Origin of the sequence: Pseudomonas sp. UBA5706 (assembly GCF_002419965.1) — a bacterium.
GTDB lineage: Bacteria > Pseudomonadota > Gammaproteobacteria > Pseudomonadales > Pseudomonadaceae > Aquipseudomonas.
The window spans coordinates 125,865-147,287 of record NZ_DIHC01000062.1; the positions used below are offsets into that span (position 1 = coordinate 125,865).

At 54.0% G+C, this 21,423-nt stretch carries 18 protein-coding genes and 4 pseudogenes; 16 read left to right on the forward strand and 6 right to left on the reverse strand.

What is annotated here, in order from left to right:
* Window positions 1–215: 215 nt before the first annotated feature.
* Window positions 216–2,438: a putative bifunctional diguanylate cyclase/phosphodiesterase gene (locus B3I26_RS28565; RefSeq protein WP_296262758.1), complete on the reverse strand. Its 2,223-nt coding sequence runs from the start codon at window positions 2,436–2,438 to the stop codon at window positions 216–218.
* 423 nt (window positions 2,439–2,861) lie between these two features.
* Here B3I26_RS28565 and B3I26_RS29055 point away from each other — a divergent pair.
* From B3I26_RS29055 to B3I26_RS28575, 3 genes and pseudogenes are all read left to right on the forward strand, one after another.
* Window positions 2,862–3,638, forward strand: a pseudogene (locus tag B3I26_RS29055) (PAS domain-containing protein); the annotation flags it as partial.
* Window positions 3,639–3,740: 102 nt separating this feature from the next.
* A pseudogene (locus B3I26_RS29060) lies at window positions 3,741–4,175 on the forward strand (methyl-accepting chemotaxis protein); the annotation flags it as partial.
* A gap of 74 nt (window positions 4,176–4,249) precedes the next feature.
* A complete protein-coding gene (locus tag B3I26_RS28575; protein WP_296262760.1) occupies window positions 4,250–4,474 on the forward strand; it encodes a hypothetical protein in 225 nt (74 codons plus the stop codon).
* A gap of 132 nt (window positions 4,475–4,606) precedes the next feature.
* On the opposite strand, the gene B3I26_RS28580 is transcribed toward B3I26_RS28575, so the two are convergent.
* Window positions 4,607–6,175 carry a sensor domain-containing diguanylate cyclase gene (locus B3I26_RS28580; RefSeq protein WP_296262761.1) on the reverse strand — a complete coding sequence of 523 codons (1,569 nt, stop codon included), beginning with the start codon at window positions 6,173–6,175 and terminating at the stop codon, window positions 4,607–4,609.
* Window positions 6,176–6,932: 757 nt separating this feature from the next.
* On the opposite strand from B3I26_RS28580, the gene B3I26_RS28585 reads away from it, so the two are divergent.
* Window positions 6,933–8,519 carry a putative bifunctional diguanylate cyclase/phosphodiesterase gene (locus B3I26_RS28585; protein ID WP_296262762.1) on the forward strand — a complete coding sequence of 529 codons (1,587 nt, stop codon included), beginning with the start codon at window positions 6,933–6,935 and terminating at the stop codon, window positions 8,517–8,519.
* A 104-nt stretch (window positions 8,520–8,623) separates the two neighbouring features.
* Here B3I26_RS28585 and B3I26_RS28590 read toward each other — a convergent pair.
* Window positions 8,624–9,116, reverse strand: a pseudogene (locus B3I26_RS28590) (tyrosine-type recombinase/integrase); the annotation flags it as partial.
* Window positions 9,117–9,369: 253 nt separating this feature from the next.
* Here B3I26_RS28590 and B3I26_RS28595 point away from each other — a divergent pair.
* Window positions 9,370–10,365, forward strand: a complete 996-nt coding sequence (locus tag B3I26_RS28595; RefSeq protein ID WP_296262763.1) for an alpha/beta hydrolase — start codon at window positions 9,370–9,372, stop codon at window positions 10,363–10,365.
* A gap of 463 nt (window positions 10,366–10,828) precedes the next feature.
* Here B3I26_RS28595 and B3I26_RS28600 read toward each other — a convergent pair whose 3' ends face one another.
* Entirely contained in the window at window positions 10,829–11,503 is a 675-nt protein-coding gene (locus B3I26_RS28600) for a M10 family metallopeptidase C-terminal domain-containing protein (protein WP_296262764.1), read from the reverse strand.
* A gap of 245 nt (window positions 11,504–11,748) precedes the next feature.
* On the reverse strand, window positions 11,749–11,958 hold the full coding sequence (locus tag B3I26_RS28605) for a hypothetical protein (RefSeq protein ID WP_192133378.1): 210 nt from the start codon (window positions 11,956–11,958) through the stop codon (window positions 11,749–11,751).
* 155 nt (window positions 11,959–12,113) lie between these two features.
* Here B3I26_RS28605 and B3I26_RS29065 point away from each other — a divergent pair.
* From B3I26_RS29065 to B3I26_RS28645, 9 genes and pseudogenes are all read left to right on the forward strand, one after another.
* Window positions 12,114–12,881 (forward strand): annotated as a pseudogene (locus tag B3I26_RS29065) (MCP four helix bundle domain-containing protein); the annotation flags it as partial.
* Between the two features lie 69 nt (window positions 12,882–12,950).
* Window positions 12,951–13,739, forward strand: coding sequence for a methyl-accepting chemotaxis protein (locus B3I26_RS29070; protein WP_407073268.1), 789 nt, complete (start codon window positions 12,951–12,953; stop codon window positions 13,737–13,739).
* A 498-nt stretch (window positions 13,740–14,237) separates the two neighbouring features.
* Entirely contained in the window at window positions 14,238–14,723 is a 486-nt protein-coding gene (locus tag B3I26_RS28615; protein ID WP_296262765.1) for a plasmid fertility inhibition factor family protein, read from the forward strand.
* A gap of 31 nt (window positions 14,724–14,754) precedes the next feature.
* Window positions 14,755–15,174: a hypothetical protein gene (locus B3I26_RS28620; RefSeq protein ID WP_296262766.1), complete on the forward strand. Its 420-nt coding sequence runs from the start codon at window positions 14,755–14,757 to the stop codon at window positions 15,172–15,174.
* A gap of 9 nt (window positions 15,175–15,183) precedes the next feature.
* Window positions 15,184–15,705: a hypothetical protein gene (locus B3I26_RS28625; protein WP_296262767.1), complete on the forward strand. Its 522-nt coding sequence runs from the start codon at window positions 15,184–15,186 to the stop codon at window positions 15,703–15,705.
* A gap of 99 nt (window positions 15,706–15,804) precedes the next feature.
* Window positions 15,805–16,284, forward strand: coding sequence for a GNAT family N-acetyltransferase (locus B3I26_RS28630; RefSeq protein ID WP_296262768.1), 480 nt, complete (start codon window positions 15,805–15,807; stop codon window positions 16,282–16,284).
* 98 nt (window positions 16,285–16,382) lie between these two features.
* Window positions 16,383–16,655 (forward strand): hypothetical protein, encoded by a 273-nt coding sequence (locus B3I26_RS28635; protein WP_296262769.1) that lies wholly within the window; start codon window positions 16,383–16,385, stop codon window positions 16,653–16,655.
* Between the two features lie 18 nt (window positions 16,656–16,673).
* Window positions 16,674–17,006, forward strand: coding sequence for a hypothetical protein (locus B3I26_RS28640; protein ID WP_296262770.1), 333 nt, complete (start codon window positions 16,674–16,676; stop codon window positions 17,004–17,006).
* Between the two features lie 375 nt (window positions 17,007–17,381).
* Window positions 17,382–17,921 carry a hypothetical protein gene (locus tag B3I26_RS28645; protein WP_296262771.1) on the forward strand — a complete coding sequence of 180 codons (540 nt, stop codon included), beginning with the start codon at window positions 17,382–17,384 and terminating at the stop codon, window positions 17,919–17,921.
* 69 nt (window positions 17,922–17,990) lie between these two features.
* Here the strand turns inward: B3I26_RS28645 and B3I26_RS28650 are convergent, their stop codons facing one another.
* On the reverse strand, window positions 17,991–18,197 hold the full coding sequence (locus B3I26_RS28650; protein WP_296262772.1) for a hypothetical protein: 207 nt from the start codon (window positions 18,195–18,197) through the stop codon (window positions 17,991–17,993).
* A 1,028-nt stretch (window positions 18,198–19,225) separates the two neighbouring features.
* On the opposite strand from B3I26_RS28650, the gene B3I26_RS28655 reads away from it, so the two are divergent.
* Both B3I26_RS28655 and B3I26_RS28660 read left to right on the forward strand, forming a co-directional pair.
* Window positions 19,226–20,209 carry a DUF1852 domain-containing protein gene (locus tag B3I26_RS28655; RefSeq protein ID WP_296262782.1) on the forward strand — a complete coding sequence of 328 codons (984 nt, stop codon included), beginning with the start codon at window positions 19,226–19,228 and terminating at the stop codon, window positions 20,207–20,209.
* A 26-nt stretch (window positions 20,210–20,235) separates the two neighbouring features.
* Entirely contained in the window at window positions 20,236–21,264 is a 1,029-nt protein-coding gene (locus B3I26_RS28660) for a methionine synthase (protein WP_296262773.1), read from the forward strand.
* Window positions 21,265–21,423 lie beyond the last annotated feature (159 nt).

Consider the following 21,423-nt stretch of genomic DNA (forward strand, 5'->3'; position numbering starts at 1 on the left):
TCCTTAATGATGGAGTTCGGACGATGTGTTCACCGGCCCCTTACGGCGCATGGAAATCCTTGCGGTGAGGGCTATCGCGTCCGCTTAATAATATACGGACACCATCGCTCTTAAAGCTGGAGTTCGAAAGGTGAGTTCGCCGGACGCTTACCGATCAGTAGCGGAATCCAGGAATGAGCAGTGCTTCGTGCCTGTGCACTGAGCACCGTGATTCCTCAATCCGAGAGCAGTGCATGCATGTCCTCCGCAAGCAAGGGTGTGCTCAGTAGAATGCCTTGAGCATAAGGACAGCCTAGAATTCTGAGCTGAGCCATCTGGCTTTGCGTCTCTACCCCCTCAGCCACGATTGCCAAATCCAACACCTGGCCCAACGACAAAATACTCTTGACGATGGCAACGCTGCGCTCATGGCTCATCATACGGAAGACGAATGAGCGATCAATTTTGATGACATCAATAGGGTAGCGGTCGATGTAGCTTAGGGAACTGTAGCCCGTGCCGAAATCGTCCAACGCGACGCGAATGCCCTGAGCTCGAAGAGCTACCAGAGTCTGGAGCACAACATCCGGTTCATGCAGAAAGACCGACTCGGTGATCTCTATCTGCAGGGTGCAAGGGTCAAATCCGGTCTCGTCAAGTATGTGGGCAACTTGAATAGCGAAGCCCTTGCGGTTCATCTCGGCCCCCGACACATTGACGTTGAGCTTGATGGTTTTCTTCGGGAAGCTGTCGCGCCACCTCCTGACCTCACGGCAAGCGTTGCGCATTACCCACTGACCAAGGTCGTGAATGACGCCAATGTCCTCTGCCACGCTGATGAAAACATCCGGTGTGACATTTCCCCAGATCGGATGGCGCCATCGGGTCAAGGCTTCAACGCCTACAATGGTCTCAGTTTCTACAGAGAAGATCGGTTGGAATACCAGGTAGAACTCATCGGCGGTGATCGCATGCTTGAGCGCACTTTGCAGCATCAACATGTCGATCGAAGCCTGTCGCATCGACACATCAAAGATCGCAAAGCGACCACGCCCTGTTTTCTTGGCCGAATACATCGCCACATCCGCATCTCGAATCAGGTCCTCAGCTGTGTTGTGATGATTATCCAGGGTCGCGATGCCAATGCTGCAGGAGGTAAACAGCGTCTGGCCTTCGATCTCGATGGGTAGGCCAAGCGCTTGGATAATTCGTCCGGCTGTCTCGACAGCCTGTTTCTGATGTTCCTCGCCGGTAAGCAGAACGGCAAACTCGTCGCCGCCAATCCGCGCAACCACCGCCTCGACGTCAATAGAATAATGCAACCGCTCCGCGACCCGTTTGAGCAATACATCCCCAGCGTGATGACCTATGCCGTCATTGACGTATTTGAACCGGTCGAGGTCCATATACAAAACTGTAGCCGTGCTACGGCTGTCGTCGCCCTTTTTACTTAGGGCTTCCTCGATGCGACCTGTAAAGTACGCCCGGTTCTTGAGTCTTGTGAGTTCATCGTGAAATGCAGCGTAGGACAACTCCTCCTGAATTCTCTCGCGCTCTACCAGCCGTGATTGGAGCGCCACGCGCTCCTCACGATCCATCTGTGCTTGTTGCAATGCCTCCTCAGCTTCTTTTCGCTCAGTGATGTCTCGCTGCACAGACACCCAATGAGTAAACCAGCCGTTCTCGTTTGCCACCGGTACGATGCTCATTTGTACCCAAAAACGAGTCCCGTCGCGTCGTGCGTTGATCAGCTCGACTTCGATGGGTTCCCATCGTTGCAACGACTCTCGCAATCGCCGGAGCGTGTCGCGGTTGCTCTCCTCGCATTGCAATATGCGAGGGGTCTGCCCTATGACCTCCTCGAGGGAAAAACCGGTAGTCGCCAGAAACGCCGGATTGCAATAAACGATGCGCGGCCCCGGCATGTCGATGGGCTCGGCCTCTGTAATCAGGATGGCGTCTTTTGAATTGACCACCACCGACTCCAATAAGCGCAGGCGTGCGGCAGAATCATTTACCCGCGTTGGTTGGAGGGCGGCATAGAGGTCGGCAGCGTGAGTTCGCAGAAGGCAGATCTGCGCGGCGCTAAGTCCCTTGCGGGGTAGCGGAACCGTCATCAGCACCACACCAGCAAGTCGCTCAGCAGCATCTTTGATAGCAATGCAGACCTGAAAGTCCCCGATTCCCCGCTCGAAACCTATAGGGAGAACAGCGTTGCCGACCATAATTTCATTGAGATCGACTACGTCGTCGTAAGACAACACGAATTTCAGCCAGGCATCGATAGCTTTTTCGATCTTAAAGTCTGGCGCGGATCCGTAGGTGGATGCGATGCGCCAGTGGACGCCTTCGTGCAAAACCAAAACGGCGCCTGAACAGGCTTCTAGGCAGGAGGCAGCGCTTACGAAATTATCGAGAGCTGACTTTTCATCCACGCCGGGGCAAGACTCTGGGGGCATGCGCAGTACCTGCAAGCGAGCTTGAAAGTGGTTCAGATAGGGCCAATACCAAGTCGATGAGATTGGTTATAGCTGTCTTGCAAGCACCAGGCTATCCCGTTGATTCAGAGGTGGCCGGCCTCTGAACCAATGTGTTCAGTGAAGACGAGTCTAGGTTGAATGCAACATGATTTTTAGGGTTCGCTAGCAATCGTTTGCCCAAGTAAAAACCTGATTGTCCTGCTCAAAACAACCGCCGGCGTGTTACCCAAACGCAGCCATGCCGGTAAAAGCGTTGGCCAGACATTGCATGGGCGCTTGGTCGCTACAGCCCACGTCGTCAGAGCTTGTTGCTGAAATTGCAATGCATGCGGCTGTTGAGGGGAATACTCAAGGTTTCATTCGTCTCGTCGATAGTATTTCATGTCAATGCGAGTGACTGTCATGTTCAATAACCGGTTGAAAAACAGAATCCAGCAGTTGGAAAAACGGCTGGGAGCCCTGGAGCAGGTCAAGGCGACACTGGATCTCGAAACCGTGGCGGTCACGCTGGATGCGGCAGGCGTAATCCTGGAGGTAAATGCTCTGTTCGAAAAAGAGCTGGGATTCACTCACGCTGAATTGTCCGGTCGGACCCTGCGGGAGTTCAGCCCCGCTGAGCTGCACGGTGATGTTCATCAGCGCCGCGCTTTGGAGGCAATTGCCAAGGGCAAGCATTACAGCGGTACCTTGCGCCTGTGCAGTCGTGAAGGTCGTCATGTCTGGCTGCGGGCAATGGTCATACCTTTCGCCGGTGAGAGCGGACGGGTCGAACGCATCGTTTTGTATTGCAGCGTGCTGACAAGGACCATTGAGGCCTCAAGGGAGAATGAAGCGTTGGTGGGGGCCCTGATGCGCTCCACTGCCGTCATCGAGTTTTCTCTGGATGGGGTAGTCCTGACGGCCAATCAGAATTTTCTGCACGCCATGGGCTATTCATTGCCCCAAATCCAAGGCCAGCATCACCGGATCTTTTGCCTGCCATCCGATGTCGGTTCAACAGAATATGAGCATTTTTGGCAGACCCTGCGACAGGGCTCGTACGTCGCCGGGAGGTTTTGTCGATTGGATAAATCTAACCGGGAGGTTTGGCTCGAGGCTTCCTACAATCCGATCGTAGATGCCAACGGCAAGCTGTACAAGATAGCCAAACTCGCTACCGTAATCACCGACCAGGTCAACCGTGAGCGCGCCATATCAGAGGCGGCCGGCATGGCCCACGATACGTCTGTTAAAACAGACGCCAGTGCACAGCAAGGCCGCGGAGTTATCCAGAACACCGTTACAACCCTCAACATGCTTTCGGCGTTGATGGAAGATGCAGCGCATGGCATTGAGGCGCTGGATGCCCAGAGCCAGGAAATCGGCACCATTGTCAAAACCATTAGCAGCATCGCGGACCAGACCAACCTGTTGGCCTTGAACGCAGCAATCGAAGCAGCACGCGCCGGAGAGCAGGGCCGGGGATTTGCGGTAGTTGCTGACGAGGTCAGGCAACTGGCCCTTCGAACCACTCAGGCAACGGCAGAGATTGTTGAGGTCGTGAAAAAGAATCAGATCCTCGCTTCCACTGCAGTGGACATGATCGGAAAAAGTAAGCAACAGGCCGGTGCGGCGCTGGAGTTGGCAAGCGAGGCGGACGAGGTGATCAAAGACATTCAGCAGAGTGCCAATAGTGTGGTGGCAGCCGTTGAGCAGTTCTCGGGCCAAGCCAGATAGTGATGGTTTTAAAATCAGGCTTGCCCAGCAATTCGCATTTACCACTCGCTTAGGCGCGATATCCAGGTGATCCTATGCTCGACGCTCTCAAACAATCCATTCGTAATCTGCACCTGGCTCACTGGGCCAGCCTTGAAGATGAATGTGCTGCATTACTCATCAGGATTGAGCAAGCACGAAGAACGGGTGTTGTGACTGACGAGCAGGCCATGCAGTTGGTCTATGATGTCCGAAATGAACGTTCACGGTGCTTTCGCAGCGTGAATCGTTACCGCACCAAGGGCTCCGCTTCAAGTTGATTTTCCTTTGACCCCAGTTCACCAGGTGCGGCTTTTCGAGACGGGACCGACCGACCGAATGAGCGATCCTCGTTCAGTTCAGCTTGCCGCAGTTGTGGTTGATCTTCTTCTCAGCTATGCCCTGATGCTCGGCTATCGAGACAGGTCGATAACATTTGTCTGATGCAGCCGGTAAGTATCAAGCATTGAATGACCCTCTACAGCATTGCGACCTTTGCTTTTAGCGAGATAGAGAAGTCGATCTGCTTCTGCCAGGGCGGCTGTATAGGAATCCTTTGCAGGTGAGTTGATCGCCACCACGCCGCAACTGATCGTTAGGATGCCCAGCGAGCTGCCGGCGTGATCAATGAGTGCACTGGCGATGGACAACCTGACATTTTCGGCGACGCTTAAAGCGCCGGCCAGATTCGTCTCAGGCAGCAGGACCACAAATTCCTCCCCACCATACCGTGCGGCAAGATCGCCCGGCCGATTGACGCAGGTCCCGATGATTCCTGCCACTTGCCTCAGGCAGTCGTCACCCTGCAGATGGCCATAGTGGTCGTTGTATTGTTTGAACCAGTCAATGTCCAACAGGATAAGCGCTATGGTTGAGTTATTTCGGCTGGCCCGCCCCCACTCCTGCTGCAAGGTAGCATCGAAACGCCGTCTGTTGGCCAGATGCGTCAAGCTATCAGTCTGAGCGATAATCTCCAGTTCATTTCTGGCGACGTTCAGCTCGCCCTCCGCGGTGATTAGCTGCTGGATCTGCCGGTATAGCAGAATGCCCAGCAAGCACAGAGCCAACGTGATCATGCCGATCAAAGCCATGGATCTGTACGCATAAGCCCACCAGGGCGCGAAGACATGTTGGTACGACACACCTGCAGCTGCAACGATGGGCAGGCCGGACACCCGTCGATAGGCATATATCCTTTCCACGCCATCCACCACAGACTTGATTACGGCAGTGCCATTGTCGCTGTATGGCAGATAGCGGGTAAATATATCCCCCCTGGCCACATTGGTCGTCATCAGTGCAGTCAATGTTGGCCGGCGAGCCAGCAGATCACCATTGTTCAATGCGAGAAAGATAACGCCTTTGTCGTCTACATCCATTCGCTCGAAGAACGCTTGAAAATATGCGACCGGGACCGTCGCCAAGGCGACGCCTGCAAACTCCCCATCAGGAGTATTGATACGCCGACTGATCGGGATAACCATATCTCCCGTACTGCGGCTTTTTACAATTGAGCCAACGTGAATGGATTCATCGGTGTGGTCGCGATGATAGGCAAAATAGGCGCGGTCGCCATTGTTTTTTTCCTGCACACTGTGCGCAAAGGAATTGGCGACCCACTGACCTTGGGCATCGTAGATAAACAGCCCTTGAAGTCCTTCCACATTTATCACGTCCTGAGCCATCAGCTTCGTCAGTCGTGACAACTGTTCCCCCGCTACACCATCGTGTTCCACACGCTCAACAAGATCGCGCAGCGTATTGTCAGCCTGGCGTATTGTGTCCTGAGCTTGCTGTTCAGCAGCTAGAACAATGTTTGAAACTGCAATTTTGGCGTTAGCGATACGCTCAAGCCTGGATTGATTCATCTGCCACGCTGTAGCAAGCATCAACGAGAAACATACAAGCGCGATGAAGCCAATCAGCGCCCTGGTGAGCGCCGAGGGTGAAAGCCTCGGTAAGGTAAAATATGGAGGCTTCATAAGTTGTCATCAAATTGGCGGTCAAATGGCCTATGCAGTTTTTGTACCCGAGCTGCGTGGACTGGCGCTGAGCTAGCATCTCCAGGTCATCGCGGTGGACCGAGGTAGTAGAACCAATTTCGCTTTGGCGTCGACTAAACCGCAGGAGGGAGACACGCCGCGACCGCCCCCCAACATGGGCCTCCGCCAGCGGCGAGCCGCCAAGGCTCAGCTGCTAAGGGCGCCTTGGCTAGGGTGAGAGGTTCCAGACCTAAACCTGCTCGCCAAGCGCGCTGCTTCTGAGGGGGAGACTCAAGGTTTCCCTCGTCCCGTCGATAGCATTTCATGACAATGCGAGTGTCTGGGATGTCCCTCTGCCGACCACAAACGAGAACCCAGCAAGGAGAAAAGCCGATGAGGGCTCTTGGGCAGGTCAAGAGTGAATCGAGATCTTGGACCCATGGCGGTTACTTGGACGCAGCAGTGCCGATCAACCATTGTGTGGAGGCTGGGACGGGCGCTGTCTGATACTTAATGAAGAGCGGGTCGGCTGGGTGGCCTGCCCACAAGGCGCAGTATCTCAGGGCAAACTACTGGGCCGTACGCTATTTCGGCGATAGCTTCAAACTCCGTTGGCATGCCCATAAAAATGAAGCTCCCTGGAAAAAGCAGTCTTTTCTATCGAATGAATAAACAAGTTCTATAACCGACACCATGGCCTTATGGGAAGATGGCCATATGATATTACATGCTGTTAGCTTGGCCTGTGAGGCTGCCCATGACCTATTTACGCTTACCCAGTCCATACCGTCTGATACAGCTACTTTTTTTCACTCTGCTGACCGTCATGGCTCTTTCCATTCTCTGGGAGTTCGAGCTGGAGGCATGGGTGATGCGGGGGCTTGGCCTTCCCTATGACGGCGTTTTTGAGGAAGGGGAAAGGTTACGTTTCGTTCTGACATCGACGGGGTTTTCACTGATCGCCTTGATCGGGCCGGGAGTGATGCTAATAAAAATGATCAGTAATGCCCGGCGTAACTACGTTCAGCTGGAAGGGTTGCAGTCTCATACCGAAAAGCTGGCAAGGTACGACTCACTCAGCGGCCTGCTCAATCGGCGTGCTTTTATGGAGCTTGTAAACCAGCAACTCACTCAATTGGAACCTGTGATTGTGATGCTGATCGACCTTGACTATTTCAAGGCGGTTAACGATCAGCGCGGGCATGCAACGGGTGACGCAGTGCTCATTGAGGTGGCAAAACGACTGGAGGAGATTGCAATCAAGTACGGCGGCATCGCTTCGCGTCTAGGAGGCGATGAATTCTGCGTCGTATTTACCAGCCGTAGAGAGGAACGCGAGCTGGGCCTCATTGCCGCAGATGTGATTTCGCGAATAGGAGCCCCGATGCTCGAGAAGCTTCGACCCTTCCGGCAGGGAGCTACAGTTGGCATCTCTCGTTCGTGGGTCGACGCTACCGAAACTTCAGCGCTGTTGCACTGCGCGGATGTAGCAATGTACAGGGGTAAGGTCATGGGTCGTTCAACTTACCATTTTTACGAAACAGAGCATGGGCTCCAATATCAGGCTCAAATTGATGAGGACGCTGCGCTTAAACAGGCAGTGGAACTTCAAGAGATCATTCCATTCTATCAGCCAATTGTTGCACTGCCTTCTCAGGAAGTTGTCGGATTTGAGATCTTGGCCAGATGGCTCAAACCAGATGGGAGCACTGGGATGCCTGCTGATTTTATTCCAGCGCTTGAACGCTTGGGCTTGATCCCCATGATGACTCAGTCTCTCGTCAAGCAAGCTTGCGATGCTGCCAGGGATTGGGACGATCACCTTCATCTCTCGCTGAACGTCAGTGCAGCCATGATCACCGATGAGCTTTTTCCTGATCGGTTCCTGGATCAGTTGCGCCATGAGCAGTTTCCATTTGACCGCTTTGAGGTCGAGATAACCGAAGAGGCCTTGGTCGGAAATATCGAAGCGGCTGAGCGCAACTTGAATAGACTTCACGCACATGGCATCACAGTGGCACTTGATGACTTCGGGACTGGCTACTCAGGCCTTTATCATTTGACACGTTTGTCCATTGATAAAATCAAGATAGACCGGTCTTTTTTTGAGCTCGGTAAGACTGACCATCGTCCGATGGTGGAAGCTATTTTGGGAATGGCACGTAGCCTGAAAATGAAAGTGACGGCGGAAGGCATCGAGGATTTTCACTCACCCTCCCTTCCATCGTGGTTGGCCAGCAACGGGTGTAACTATGCTCAGGGGTATCTCTACGGTCGGCCCCAGGCTCACGTTTCGCGCTCCGTAGCTGGAGTTCCGGATCCTGAAGTTCTAGCACGGCTGTAGCTGGTCATGCAGCAAAACTGCTTGCATTTCTGGGTTTGGACGTACTGCGACGGGGAAGGTGGTCGCGCAGCTTAGCTGTCAGTTCTCATGCCGGCCTACTACATTTAGTACTGTACCTTATAGGTCGGTAAATCCTCCGGGCGATTCTCCCGCCGATCGTAGACCGTGGTCGTGCTGATGTTGGCACGCCCCAGCCAGGCCCGAACCTTGGCGATGTCGGCCTCGTGCTCCAGGGCATTGGTAGCCGCTGTGGCTCTGAGCCCATGCACCACCAGTCCGTCGACCTTTATCTTGGCCTTTTCGCGAAGGTCACGGTATAGATGCCGTTGACCATAATACCGGCACCCGCCAGCTTGGTTCTCAGAGGTAGGAATAGGGGCACCCTCCTGTTGGCTGGATGATGCCCTGAGTTTTCCAGGTACTCATGAATGCGGCCGGCTGCCACGGGGAGCAACGGCGGGTATCGCACTTTCCAGCCCCTGCCAGCACCTTCACGTGCTGGATCCCGCGGTGGTCCTGGATTTAGCCCACCTGCAGTAGCGCTGCTTCTTCGCAGCGCAGCCCGTAACAAAGAAGAACAGCCAATATCGCCCGACTCGCTCTGTGTTGAATTTAGCCTCCTACCGCTGATCCGTATAACGGCTGTCTGCCTTGAACACTACTTGTTTTCCTCGGACAAAGCGTAAGCGCGGCTTCTGCAGCGCGCCGTCACTTTCGTGTCCATAGTTGCACCCATCGAGGATTCACCATGCGTTCGTCCCATCCGATCCGTTGTGCCTTAGTTGCTGCAGTAACCGCCGTTAGCTTGGCAACCTTGGCCGGTTGCGCTCGCGATCCGGAAAAACCTACCTTGTCGGAATTAGCTGTCAGCTCGACCAAAAGCATGTTCCGCACTGACAGCGACATGCAGAAAGTGCTTAACGCCCAAGCGGCGTTCGATCCTAAAGCTATTGAAAAAACCACGCCGGAGGAAGCCCGTAAACAGCCTACTGTGGCTGATGGCGTAAAGCGGGTACTGGCCGACCAGAAGCGTGACAGCAGCCCCACAGCACTGGTCCCGGGCGTGGCAACCCATGAGATCACCGTAGCCGGTGCTGCAGGGAACTTGCCAGCAACCGTCTATACCCCTGCTGGTAACGGACCATTCCCGGTAGTGCTGTATTTCCACGGCGGCGGTTGGGTGATCGCGGACCGCACCGTGTATGACGGTGGCGCCCGCGGCCTGGCCAAGCAGGCCAATGCTATCGTGGTGTCAGTGGACTACCGTCGCGCGCCTGAATATAAATTCCCGGCAGCGCATCTAGACGCTGTTGCTGCCTACCGCTGGCTCACTACCAACGCTGCTAGCATTGGCGGAGACCCTAAACGCCTAGCGTTGGCCGGCGAAAGCGCCGGCGGCAATCTGGCGCTCGCCACTGCTGTGGCAGCACGCGATCAGGGCCTGACCTCGCCCAAGAGTGTGATTGCTGTGTACCCAGTGGGGCAGACCACGACCAACACCGAGTCGTACTTGAAATACGCTGACGCCAAGCCACTCAATCGCCCCATGATGCTTTGGTTCGTGGCCAATGTGACCAAAAGCTCTGCCGATCTGAAGGATCCACGTCTGGATCTTGTGCACGCCAACCTTCACGGTCTGCCGCCAGTGACTCTGATCAATGCCGAGATCGACCCGCTGTGTGATGACGGTGCGCAACTGGAGCAGGCGTTGCGAAACCAGGGCGTAAGCGTGGAGCGCAAGCTGTATGACGGCGTGACCCACGAGTTTTTCGGCACCGCTGCGGTGGTGGAAAAGGCTCAGGAAGCACAGGCCTATGCCGGCGCTCGGCTGAAGGCAGCATTCTAACCAGCCCTCTGGCTGCTGCGATGTCAAACCGTAGCAGTCAGCACCTTGGCTTACAGCTGGGTAAGATCGTAGCTACCGTATGAGTCGCCTCTGGTTTCATAGACACCTCAGCCTTGTGGATCTGATTGCCCGGTTCGCCGACAACAATGACAAGACCGAAGCTGGCAATCACTCTTGCGGGATTGTGGGAGGCCGGGGAGGGGTACTCAAGGTGTCGCTCCTCTTGCTGGCCGCTGTAATCCAGGGCTCAAGTCTCCTTGGATTACAGCGATTACTCGGACATGAGAAAACGCTGGGGTCAGACGCGTTCAGTAGCAAATGTCTACTTTTTCTTTTTGTCTGGGGTTTGAGTCAGTGCCGAACCAGCGACTGATTTTTCTGCAGCAGAAGCCGTCCAGCACGCACACCGTAGCGGTTGCGTAAGCTAAAGTTGCGTGCTGATAGCCCAGTTGCTCAGGCAGCGTTAGCCCACGTGGTCAATGTCAATAGTGGTGTGGCCAATGAGGACCACCTCTGCCTTATCAGCAACCACCAAATCGGCATTGGTGATCAACTGCGTGTAGTCGAATCCGGCTAGCGTGACCTGGAAAGCGTGCCCATCGGCCCCCGCTTCGCTGCTGCGCAGGTAGGTACGATCAGTGTTTTCATCGTAGGTCATGCGCAAGGTACCGTCACGGCCGTCTCCCAAACCGGTCACGCCGAGCGCGGCGACGTCGAGCTTGTCCTGGCCCCAGATGAAGTCAGTGATCAGGTCGCTGCTACCGGCATAGCTGTCGGCGCTGCTCGTGAACACGAACCGGTCGTTGCCTGTACCGCCAGTGAGCTTGTCCGCGCCTAACCCACCGGTCAGCACATCGTCGCCGGCGTTACCCTCCAGCGTGTCGTTTCCGGCGCCGCCGTCCATACCGTCGTATCCGGCACTGGAGACCATCACATCGTTGCCCCCCCCGCTGACTAGCTGGTCGTTGCCGCCCCCACCCATTAGCAGTTCATTGGCCAGCCCACCACGTATGTAGTCATTGCCAGGAGTACCCTGCACGATGAGTTCGATCGCGTTCTTGCTGACCTGGCTACTGGCACTTGTGACCTGTAAATCCGTATAGCTGGTGACTTCCTTGATGCCGGAAATTTGGGTCATACCTGTTCCTTATCTGCGGTTGGTCCACAGCACGTGTGGTGTAACGCTATTAACGCCGTTTCGTTGCGGGCAATGGGCCGGTATCGACGAAGCGGCGATAAGAAGCGGGTCAATACACATCGTTACGCGGTAGCCTTTAGGTGTTTGACATTCGATGCCAATGGCCGCTTTGGGTCGATAGCGGCCCCCCAAAGACCTTGGGTTTTGTCAGATTTCGGTACTAGATGCCGTCAACGTAACGCCTCTTAATTCGTATCGGGAAGGCTTGCCAGCTGATCGAGCAGTTGGGCACCTACAGCGTCGAATCGCAGACGCGCTTTATCCCAGAAGCCGCATGACAGCTCGTACTCGTACAGTGGCACGATCGGCAGTCGATGGATCTGCCAAAGGTGCCAGAGCAATCCCTGGCCCACCCCCTGACGCTGATGCACAACCTTGATCTTGTTGATGTACATTCGGATACAACGATGACGGTTCGACGATATTGCTTGCTACCTGGCCGCACTGATACCGCTGTAATTGACCCTTGTTCTAAATTTATGTTTTTCATTGCCGATGGCTTCCGTACAGAACGCAGAAAGTTTCTGCGTTTGCCCTTCGGAGTTGCACCGTGAACCTACGTTCTTTAAATATTGCGCCCCGTGCCGCCTTGTGTTTCGGTTTAATCACGCTGCTGGTCATTGCCCTCGGCGGCTTCGCATACGTGCAGCTAGGGAAGCTGCGTGGCACCGAGCAGGACATCGAAAAGAACTGGCTGATCAGCGTGCAGACCGCCGACGACATCCAGATCGCCCTGCTCGGCGCGCGCCTGGAGAGCATCCGTCTTCTGGCGACTTCGAATCCCCAAGAGCAAGCGACCGCCGTGCAGCACCTGGAAGACGCTAAGCGCATGCTCAACGAGCGCACCGACTTCTACCGCAATAACCTCATTTCCGACCCAGAAGAAGGGGCCAAATTCGAGGCCGCAGCGGCGCTGATGAAGACCTATCTTGATGGACTGCAACGCGTCGTCGATCTTGACGCTACCCAGCATGAGCAGGCCGTGACATTCGCCAACACTGAACAACGCGACCGTGCCGCAGCGTACCAGGTCAAACTCAATGAGTTGCGCCAGCACAATACCGACGGCGCTGCAGCAGCAGGCGTGACCGCCACTGAGGTGTATGCCCACAGCATCACCATCGTCGATAGTGTGGTACTCGCCGCGCTGGTGCTGACGCTGGTGCTCGCCACCCTGCTGACTCGCAGCATTGTCCAGCCTATGAGCGCCTCGCTGAAAATGGCCGAGGAAATCGCCGATGGCGACCTGCGTCTTATCCTGGAGGTTAAGGGTAATGACGAATCTGCGCGGTTGATGCGCGCGCTAAACACCATGCAAGGCAACCTGCGAAGCACCATAGAGCAGATCTCCGATGCTTCCGCACAGCTCAGTTCCGCCGCAGTAGAGATGACTTCCATCACCGAGAGCGCCAGCCTCACCCTGCAGCAGCAGAACAGTGAGATCGAGCAGGCCGCCACGGCGGTCAACCAGATGAGCGCCGCCGTCGATGAGGTCGCGCTTAACGCTAACTCCACCTCCGAAGCGGCCAAGGACTCCACACGCGCTGCCGCCACCGGTAACCAGAAAGTCGGCGAAACCCTACATGCCATGCGCAGCCTAACGGACCGCGTGGAAATGACCTCTGAACAGGTGCAGGGCCTCGCTGGTCAGGCGCAGGACATCAGCAAGGTGCTGAGCGTGATCCGTGCCATTGCAGAACAGACCAACCTGCTGGCCTTGAACGCCGCGATCGAAGCGGCCCGCGCTGGTGAGCAAGGCCGAGGCTTCGCCGTGGTGGCTGATGAGGTTCGGGCACTGGCTCATCGCACACAAACCTCAACTCTGGAAATTGAACAGATGATTTCAAGTATCCAAGCAGGCACGTCACTGGTTGTGGATTCGATGAGCAGCAGCACCATCGAGGCACACAACACGCAGCGCACTGCCGACGAAGCCGGGATGTCACTGAAAGTCATCGCCGACTCGGTGCAACTGATCAATGACCGCAATCAGCAGATCGCCACTGCCGCGGAAGAGCAGGCTCATGTAGCTCGCGAAGTAGACCGCGCGCTCGTGAGCATTCGCAACTTGGCGCTGCAGAGCAGCGAAGGCACGCAGCAAACCCTGGCCGCCAGCAATGAGCTTTCGCAGTTAGCGGTGAACTTGAATCAGATGGTAGCGCGCTTCAAGACCTGAAATTAGCGTTTAATCTAGTATGGAAAATTGACCGATCAACGATCGGAACTTCATTCCTAGAGGCGCTGACAATGTGGTCGCTTTTCGAGTTAGCTCCGATCTTTCGCCAAGGCCAGAGGCTCCAAAGAAACCCAAGTTGACGATCGTCCGGCAGTCGCCGAGCATGAAAGAATGTGCGTGCTGGGCTTATAGACAGGGAAGTATCGAATCGCGAAATGCCACGCCTCAATCGGCCTCAAGCATCGTCACAGACGGCTGCGGGTCGAAAGCAGTGATCCACGGCCGACCGCTATCGCCCCAAAGCGTCGCTCAGCCCTTCGGCATCTTGCTGCGTCTTGACTGGGCGTAACGGCATATCCGTTAAATAGGCCCCCGGACTATCCAGCAGTCCGGGGGCCTTTTTCATGCCTTTCGGTGACCGGCTTGGGGTGAACGGGAAACCGATTTAGGCTGAGTCGGTTTCGGGCGCAAACCTGCCCTATCAGCAAAGGACGATGGATGAACACAGATCTGTATGAAGTCAGTCTCTCTGGTGGCCACCCTGGTTATCAGAGCGTGAGCCTGCGGTGCCGCCCAGGCTACGATAACCATGTGGTTGTCATGGTTGATGTACAAAAGTTGATTCACTATTCGGATCAGCACGAGCACCAAAGCTTTGTCGTCTCACCTGTAGAGGAGTGGGACCAAGATAAACGCCAGGGCATCTTTGAATTTTTGGCACCACCTGGTCCCAAAGAGCGGCACGTTGAAATGCCGATCGTGTCCTTCAACGAGGTGAGGAATAAATCCAAACAGCCTTTCTTAAAGATGTTGGGACGTAGCTCTGAGCGCGTTTCGCGCTGGGTGGGGTACACCAATGGACGCCATCGCACACGTTATCTTCATTTCGCGGGTGCGAAAAAAATGCCGGTCATGTGTCACAAGGATCAGGCGGCAGACCTGGAGCAGTATTGCGGCGTTCAGCGGCTGGGTAGCGAGACATAATCAATTTCAGCACTGGGATCGGGCAGAAAAAATGGACTACACCCTTGTCACGCATGTTTTCCGCGCTGAGCTTGAAAAGCTGAAGGGTTTGGATCAACTCCCAAGCCATCTGAAAAATTTTCCGCGAGGCTGCTGTGGCGTGGTGTCGGAGTTGCTTGGTGACTACTTGAGCTCACAGCTAGGCCTTCAGGTTGATTATGTGTGTGGAGAGAAGGACGGAGGCTCCCATGCTTGGATTGAGTGTGATGGTGTCGTTATCGACATCACCAGCGATCAATTTGAAGGTCGGCCGCCGGTCTACATAGCTGTCAGAGACAGCTGGTACAGCTCTTGGCAGGAAGAGTCGCGGCACCCCGCAGTCCACCAACCAGGCGCATGGACGTATCAAGAGGAACGTGCGGTGCTTCGAGCAGTGCTCAATGGTGCCGGGCTCTCAAGCTCAGACTTATAGGAAACCGCCATGCAACCAAGCCCGCCCCGTGCGGGCTTGGCCAGTAGGAGAGGGACGCTTTTCGCTCCCCAGGATAGAGCAGAAAAAATTGCCATGGCCACTGTCTTGAACTCTGTCATCCGCTACAAGGCTCGCAAACTCGCTCACGCGCACATCAAGCGAGCCCTCGAAAGTCTGAGGGATTCTAGTCCGTTTGATGTTCATGATTGCCAACGAGAAATCAACGCCAATTACTGGAAGAGGAAAAGTGTCGATTTCATGTTCAGCAACGCTTACGAGGGGCCTTGGTACAAGCTTGGGCAGGATGATGCACTGAAGGGGAGAAAACGATTCGACGTCCCAGCTTATGTAAAGGGTTGGAGGGATGAGATCTTGTCCCTAAGTTTCAATGGGTGGGTCAATCCCCACATCATCCAGCAGTACGGCTGGATCGACGGAGCGGTTGGGAAGGAATATCTCATTCTCAAACATCAGATAGATCAGCTGGATTGGGATGCTGCTCGACAAAAATCAAATCGTCCATTGGTCTAGGAAAACCCGCTCAGCTGCACCCAAGCCCCGGACCTCAAAAGCTGGGACTGAGGTCGTCGAGGGGCATCAATTTTCGCGTCCGTAAATTAGGAGTACCGCATGTCACAGATGACAGATCCGCATGTTGGACTGATCAGTTTCCAAGAGGCTTTCTCGGATGGGCGTATCCATCCCACGCCGTGCGCGAAGCAGCCCCAGCTTGTGATTCTTCACGATGATGCCGAGGGAACCTCTCGGCTGACGTACGCGCTGATTGAAAATGGCGTCGTTAAAGCGATGGCTGTCTACGTGAATGTAGAGCCGATCAATGGAGTTCCATGTTTTGGGCTTGGTTATGCGGTCGCGAAACCTTTCCGAGAACAGGGGCTGGCCTATGACATTGTTGAGGCGAGTATTGATGAAATCGGCTATGGCTTTCGGAAGCATCTGCCCCAATTCTATGTCGAGGCCATTGTGAGCGTAGATAACCTGGCATCGAACAAGGTAGCACTACGACTACTAAACGATAAACCCGACTCAATCACTGACAAGCTCTCAGGTGAGCCGGCGTTCCACTACGTTCGGCTCATAAAACATTAAGTCCAGGAAACTGGATCTGCCAAAGCCCAGCCATGCGCTGGGCTGAGGCCTTAGGAGAAGGGGGCTTTCGCTTCTCAATATCGATCATGGAGTTTCGAATGCAGATCGTGAAAACCAAAGGGCACCTCATCTATAGCGCTAATCATGGAGCACCCAGCCACGCATGCCTTGGGAGTTGTCGGAAGGTTTGGTGGCCGGATGACGTCCCATCGGACGTCGCAATTCTGTTGAGTCCAGCCTGTCCGCAGTGCGGCGGGCCGCTGACGATGGATATCCCATCAGGGCATTACAGTGTGATTTCTGATAATGCAGGGATGCTGAAAAAAAACGGCGCAACGATCACAAATGCTGGCCTCAACCTCGGCAATTGATCAGTAAGGAAAATTAGTATGGCGAAGAAAGTCATCGTGAAAAGCGGCACGGTTTATAACACCCTCGCCGCGGCTAAAGCTTACTTTAATGCCTTACGGGAGGGGACGGCCATCGAGGGCAAGCTCTCAGATCCCGATCGAGCTGACGTGCTCGACATCTACCACCGTTATTGCCAACTCGACAGCTGGGGTGGAGAGGTGAAAGACACAGTTGATGTGGTTGCTGTATGGGACAACAGGGCACGTGGGCCAGGTCAATACGCTCAAACGAAGGCCTTCGCAGTGGTTTCCGAGTCTGGCGAACGCTCCATTTTTAGCATCGGTCAAGCGTTGGCCAAAATAGCGGTCTGATCAGTAACTCGGGAATCACGGAGATAATATGCCACGTACTTACCCTCCAGGTTATTGCCCCGACAGATGTTCTGGTGGTCAATCAGATCGTCAGATGACCTTACAAGCAGGATTGCTGAATCAGCTACCAGTTGATGTTTGTGCTGAGATAGCAGCACATGGAGGAGCTAAGCGGTGCACATACTGCGGACTGGTGTACTTGTCACCCGCCAGCCCACTTGGCGGTCGGCTAGGATTCTGGGATTCCGGTGTTCGAGGCCAGGGCTGGAAGAAGTAGGAACAGACGCACTGCTGAACCCTGAGCCCCGGTCACTGGCATCGCTTTAGCCAAGGGCGTAGCAACTAACAACTTTTTACTTTTTAAGGAATGCCATCATGAATGGATACGAAAGCCCTAGCATTGAGTCTGCGCACGCAGTCTACAGATTGTCCTGGTTGGCCTATGTCAGCACCGTTTTGACGATAGCGTTTTTCATTGCTATCTCATTAAGCATCGGCGGCTGGACGTTACACAACGCGCAAACGGACTCTGCTTTTCGGCTCGGCATGACAGTGAGTGTGTTTGTTCTGGTCGTCTCGCTGTCTCTATGTATCTACAAAATCCTCTTTCTCAGAAGCATGCGCGTTTACACGGATGACGTTGGAGTTTGGCTGTACCGGGGGATTTTGCCTTGGAGCAAAGGAGTTCGTGGGGTGAAGTGGCGGGACATTGAAGATGCTATGTATTACACAGGTTTTCTCAGCTGGATGTTCCGCTCCTATACCGTACGCATTGGCCACCGTTTCACCAAGACAAGCGAAATCTACGTGCACCATCTGGCACAAGGTCAAAACGCAGTCGAGCACATAAATCAGCTTCACCAAAGCATCCTCAAAGGCGAGCAAAGCTCGGTAGCTGAGCTTGAAGTCAGATAACTGTGTCCTAGGGTTTGCTGGCTGCTGACTTGCAGGGCGAACCCCTGTCCACTACCTCCTGGCTTCCTGTCATGAGAAACGCATCGGTATGAGAAATGGTAACGTATGCACGACCCTGATCTTGTTGATGTACACCCGATCGCCCAGCGCATTGACTGAATAATCGACATGGCCAAGACGTTGACCGTCCCACTCGGCCACCAGGTAGGTCTGAGTGCCTGGAAAAGGAAACTGACCGCGCCGAGTCGAGGTGCGGTACTGGATGTGCAACGACATCGTAGACAGACGACTTGTCAAGCGATCCGCTGCGCGTCGTTGAAAGAAACCCCGGACCGGATCGAATATGGCCACAAGCCACCTCAGTGAAGGAAACTAACGATAACGTATTTCTTACCGTTGTAACGCCGGAGCGTGCAGCGGGGTTTACTTTAAATAGGCCCCGGACTTTCCGACAGTTCGGGAGCCGTTTCATGGTAAGTCAGTTGCAGCGGCATCTGCTCCACCGGCAACCTGGATATAGCTGATTTTGAGAGTCCCGAGAGAAAGCTATGAGTGATGATCTGATGGTCGTCAAAGCTGCCGTCTGGCTAGTTTTGAACTGCGTGACGATAGGATTGGTTGCGCGCTGGTACCGCAAACATCAAGCGCCACCAGACTGGCCGGAGGCTGAAAACAGGTAGGGGAGGTGGGTTTCATTTCCTGCCATTGGCTTTACGCGGATCGGCTCAAATCGGTTGGTCGGATCGCTGTACGTTGTGGGGATTTTGGTGTGCAGTTAGCGCTTGGTGGCCCAGCCGATCGACATGGCCGAGGAGCTTTTATTCATTTACCGGGGTGTGTGGCCATCCAGCATGGCCTATCCCTGGCACGAGCTGCAGCGGTGGTGGCGGCTTTTGGTTGCTCATGCTGATTCAGCTCCTGCTGACGGGTGTTGAACGGAATGAATGACATTCCGATAGGATCCTGGTGAGCGTCACCATATTTGCGAATGAAGCTCACGTAAAAAAATGTCGTTTTAGACTGAGCAAAACCTGCCCTACGGAAGTGATCTACGCCTTCTCAAGCGGGTGAAGAACAGGGGCACACTTCAACGATTTCGTACCGAGGTTATGAGCCATCATGAGCATGGCTAATAATCATTTGAAATCAATTCGTTTTAGTTCATGTGGACTGCCTGTCTAAAATGCGTCCAGCACTTCGCAGTGGCCGATCTACAGGCTTTTGACCGAAGGAACAGAATGTTGATTAAAGCTGAAAAGGCTAGGCGCCAGTTCAGGTTTGTCAAAATACAGGTGCAGGTCACGATGAACAACGACTTTACATTTGCTATCAAGAGCATTAGTTTTAATGAGAATTACCTCCCTTCCAAAAAAACGCGCATCACGACCAACTTTGCCAACCTGGCGAGAGGAGAAAGTCGCCAAGAAAACCTGCGCAATACGTTGACAATGATCGATAACCGCTTCAATGCCTTGGCGCACTGGGATAATCCGACCGGTGACCGTTACACGGTCGAGTTGGACATTATCTCCGCTGAAATGGAAATTGATCCTCAAGGCAGCGGCCAGGCTATTCCTTTAATTGAGGTTTTGAAGACAACAATCGTTGACAAAAAAACCAATAGACGTATCAATGGCATTGTAGGAAATAATTTCTCATCCTACGTGCGAGACTATGACTTCTGTGTGAGGCTGCTGGAGCACAACGAGAACCAGTCGGAATTCAGCACCCCAGATGACTTTGGCGAATTGCACGGCAAACTGTTCAAGTATTTTGTGAACTCAAGTGCTTACAAAGAACACTTCGACAAGCTACCTGTCATCTGCCTAAGCGTATCAAGTTCCCGGACATACCTGCGAACCGATAAACAGCATCCCTTCCTGGGCTTTGAGTACCAGCAAGATGCGTATTCTTTGACAGATGAGTACTTCAAAAAAATGGGCTTGAAGGTTCGCTACTTCATGCCCCCTAACAGCGCTGCGCCACTGGCTTTCTACTTCTCAGGGGATTTGCTCGGTGATTACACCGATCTTGAGTTGATCGGCACGATCAGCACAATGGATACGTTCCAGAAAATCTATCGTCCTGAGATTTACAATGCGAACTCCGTAGCTGGAAAGTCATACCGGCCTAGTTTGAAGCACCAGGACTACTCATTGACTCGAATTGTTTATGATCGAGAAGAGCGTGGCCGGTTGGCTGCCGAACAGGGCAAATTTGCCGAAGAACAATTCATCAAGCCTTATCAAGCCATTCTTGATCAGTGGTCTGCTACCTGCACGCTTTAATAAATTTTAAATCAAGGTCATTTTCAATGAAAAAACTGTTGCCTACTTCGACCGCTGGTAGCTTGCCCAAACCTTCCTGGCTTGCACAACCCGAGACGCTTTGGTCACCCTGGAAATTGCAGGATGAAGAACTGGTTGAAGGTAAACAAGACGCGCTGCGCCTTTCATTGCAGGAGCAACATCTGGCCGGTATTGATATCGTCAGTGATGGCGAACAGACCCGTCAGCACTTTGTGACAACTTTCATCGAGCATCTTGACGGCGTCGATTTTGAAAATCGTGAAACCGTCCGGATTCGTGATCGCTACGACGCCAGCGTGCCGACGGTTGTAGGTGCGGTTGCTCGGAAAAAGTCGGTGTTTGTGAAAGACGCAAATTTTTTTCGCCAACAGACGCAGCAGCCGATCAAGTGGGCCTTGCCCGGCCCAATGACGATGGTTGACACCCTCTACGATGCTCACTACAAAAGCCGTGAAAAACTGGCTTGGGAATTTGCAAAGATCCTCAATCAGGAGGCCAAAGAGCTGGAGGCTGCTGGGGTCGATATCATCCAGTTCGATGAGCCTGCATTCAACGTGTTCTTCAACGAAGTGAATGACTGGGGTGTGGCCACCTTGGAGCGAGCCATCGAAGGGATCAAGTGCGAAACCGCCGTGCATATTTGCTACGGCTACGGCATCAAGGCCAACACCGATTGGAAGAAAACGCTGGGTTCGGAATGGCGCCAATATGAAGAGGCGTTCCCCAAGTTGCAGAGATCCAGCATCGATATCGTCTCGCTGGAATGTCACAACTCTCACGTCCCGATGGATCTGATCGAACTCATTCGCGGCAAAAAGGTGATGGTGGGGGCTATTGATGTGGCAAGCCATGCCATCGAGACGCCTGAGGAAGTCGCCAATACCCTGCGCAAGGCGCTCCAGTTCGTCGATGCCGACAAGCTTTACCCTTGCACCAATTGCGGTATGGCTCCGTTGCCTCGTCAGGTGGCAAGGGGCAAGTTGAATGCGTTAAGTGCTGGCGCAGAAATCATTCGAAAAGAGCTGTCGAGCTAGGAACTGCGATGCTACTCACCCCTACTGCCACCGCTATCCCCCCATCGACCCCTGAGTTTTCTTGAGCCGTTGGGCGCTACATGTAGTGGTCAACTAATCCCGGACACGATTTTAAGTTTTTCTTCGGTTTTCGCCGGGTGGACTTGCCCCTACAAAACC

What these genes read in the sequence shown, in the direction of transcription:
- B3I26_RS28565 (WP_296262758.1), bottom strand. Translation starts at nt 2,438, where the DNA reads ATGCCCCCAGAGTCTTGCCCCGGCGTGGATGAAAAGTCAGCTCTCGAT.
- B3I26_RS28600 (WP_296262764.1), bottom strand. Translation starts at nt 11,503, where the DNA reads ATGACCCAAATTTCCGGCATCAAGGAAGTCACCAGCTATACGGATTTA.
- B3I26_RS28645 (WP_296262771.1), top strand. Translation starts at nt 17,382, where the DNA reads ATGAATGGATACGAAAGCCCTAGCATTGAGTCTGCGCACGCAGTCTAC.
- B3I26_RS29070 (WP_407073268.1), top strand. Translation starts at nt 12,951, where the DNA reads ATGACTTCCATCACCGAGAGCGCCAGCCTCACCCTGCAGCAGCAGAAC.
- B3I26_RS28630 (WP_296262768.1), top strand. Translation starts at nt 15,805, where the DNA reads ATGTCACAGATGACAGATCCGCATGTTGGACTGATCAGTTTCCAAGAG.
- B3I26_RS28615 (WP_296262765.1), top strand. Translation starts at nt 14,238, where the DNA reads ATGAACACAGATCTGTATGAAGTCAGTCTCTCTGGTGGCCACCCTGGT.
- B3I26_RS28620 (WP_296262766.1), top strand. Translation starts at nt 14,755, where the DNA reads ATGGACTACACCCTTGTCACGCATGTTTTCCGCGCTGAGCTTGAAAAG.
- B3I26_RS28575 (WP_296262760.1), top strand. Translation starts at nt 4,250, where the DNA reads ATGCTCGACGCTCTCAAACAATCCATTCGTAATCTGCACCTGGCTCAC.
- B3I26_RS28660 (WP_296262773.1), top strand. Translation starts at nt 20,236, where the DNA reads ATGAAAAAACTGTTGCCTACTTCGACCGCTGGTAGCTTGCCCAAACCT.
- B3I26_RS28580 (WP_296262761.1), bottom strand. Translation starts at nt 6,175, where the DNA reads ATGAAGCCTCCATATTTTACCTTACCGAGGCTTTCACCCTCGGCGCTC.
- B3I26_RS28650 (WP_296262772.1), bottom strand. Translation starts at nt 18,197, where the DNA reads ATGTCGTTGCACATCCAGTACCGCACCTCGACTCGGCGCGGTCAGTTT.
- B3I26_RS28655 (WP_296262782.1), top strand. Translation starts at nt 19,226, where the DNA reads ATGAACAACGACTTTACATTTGCTATCAAGAGCATTAGTTTTAATGAG.
- B3I26_RS28605 (WP_192133378.1), bottom strand. Translation starts at nt 11,958, where the DNA reads ATGTACATCAACAAGATCAAGGTTGTGCATCAGCGTCAGGGGGTGGGC.
- B3I26_RS28640 (WP_296262770.1), top strand. Translation starts at nt 16,674, where the DNA reads ATGGCGAAGAAAGTCATCGTGAAAAGCGGCACGGTTTATAACACCCTC.
- B3I26_RS28625 (WP_296262767.1), top strand. Translation starts at nt 15,184, where the DNA reads ATGCAACCAAGCCCGCCCCGTGCGGGCTTGGCCAGTAGGAGAGGGACG.
- B3I26_RS28635 (WP_296262769.1), top strand. Translation starts at nt 16,383, where the DNA reads ATGCAGATCGTGAAAACCAAAGGGCACCTCATCTATAGCGCTAATCAT.
- B3I26_RS28585 (WP_296262762.1), top strand. Translation starts at nt 6,933, where the DNA reads ATGACCTATTTACGCTTACCCAGTCCATACCGTCTGATACAGCTACTT.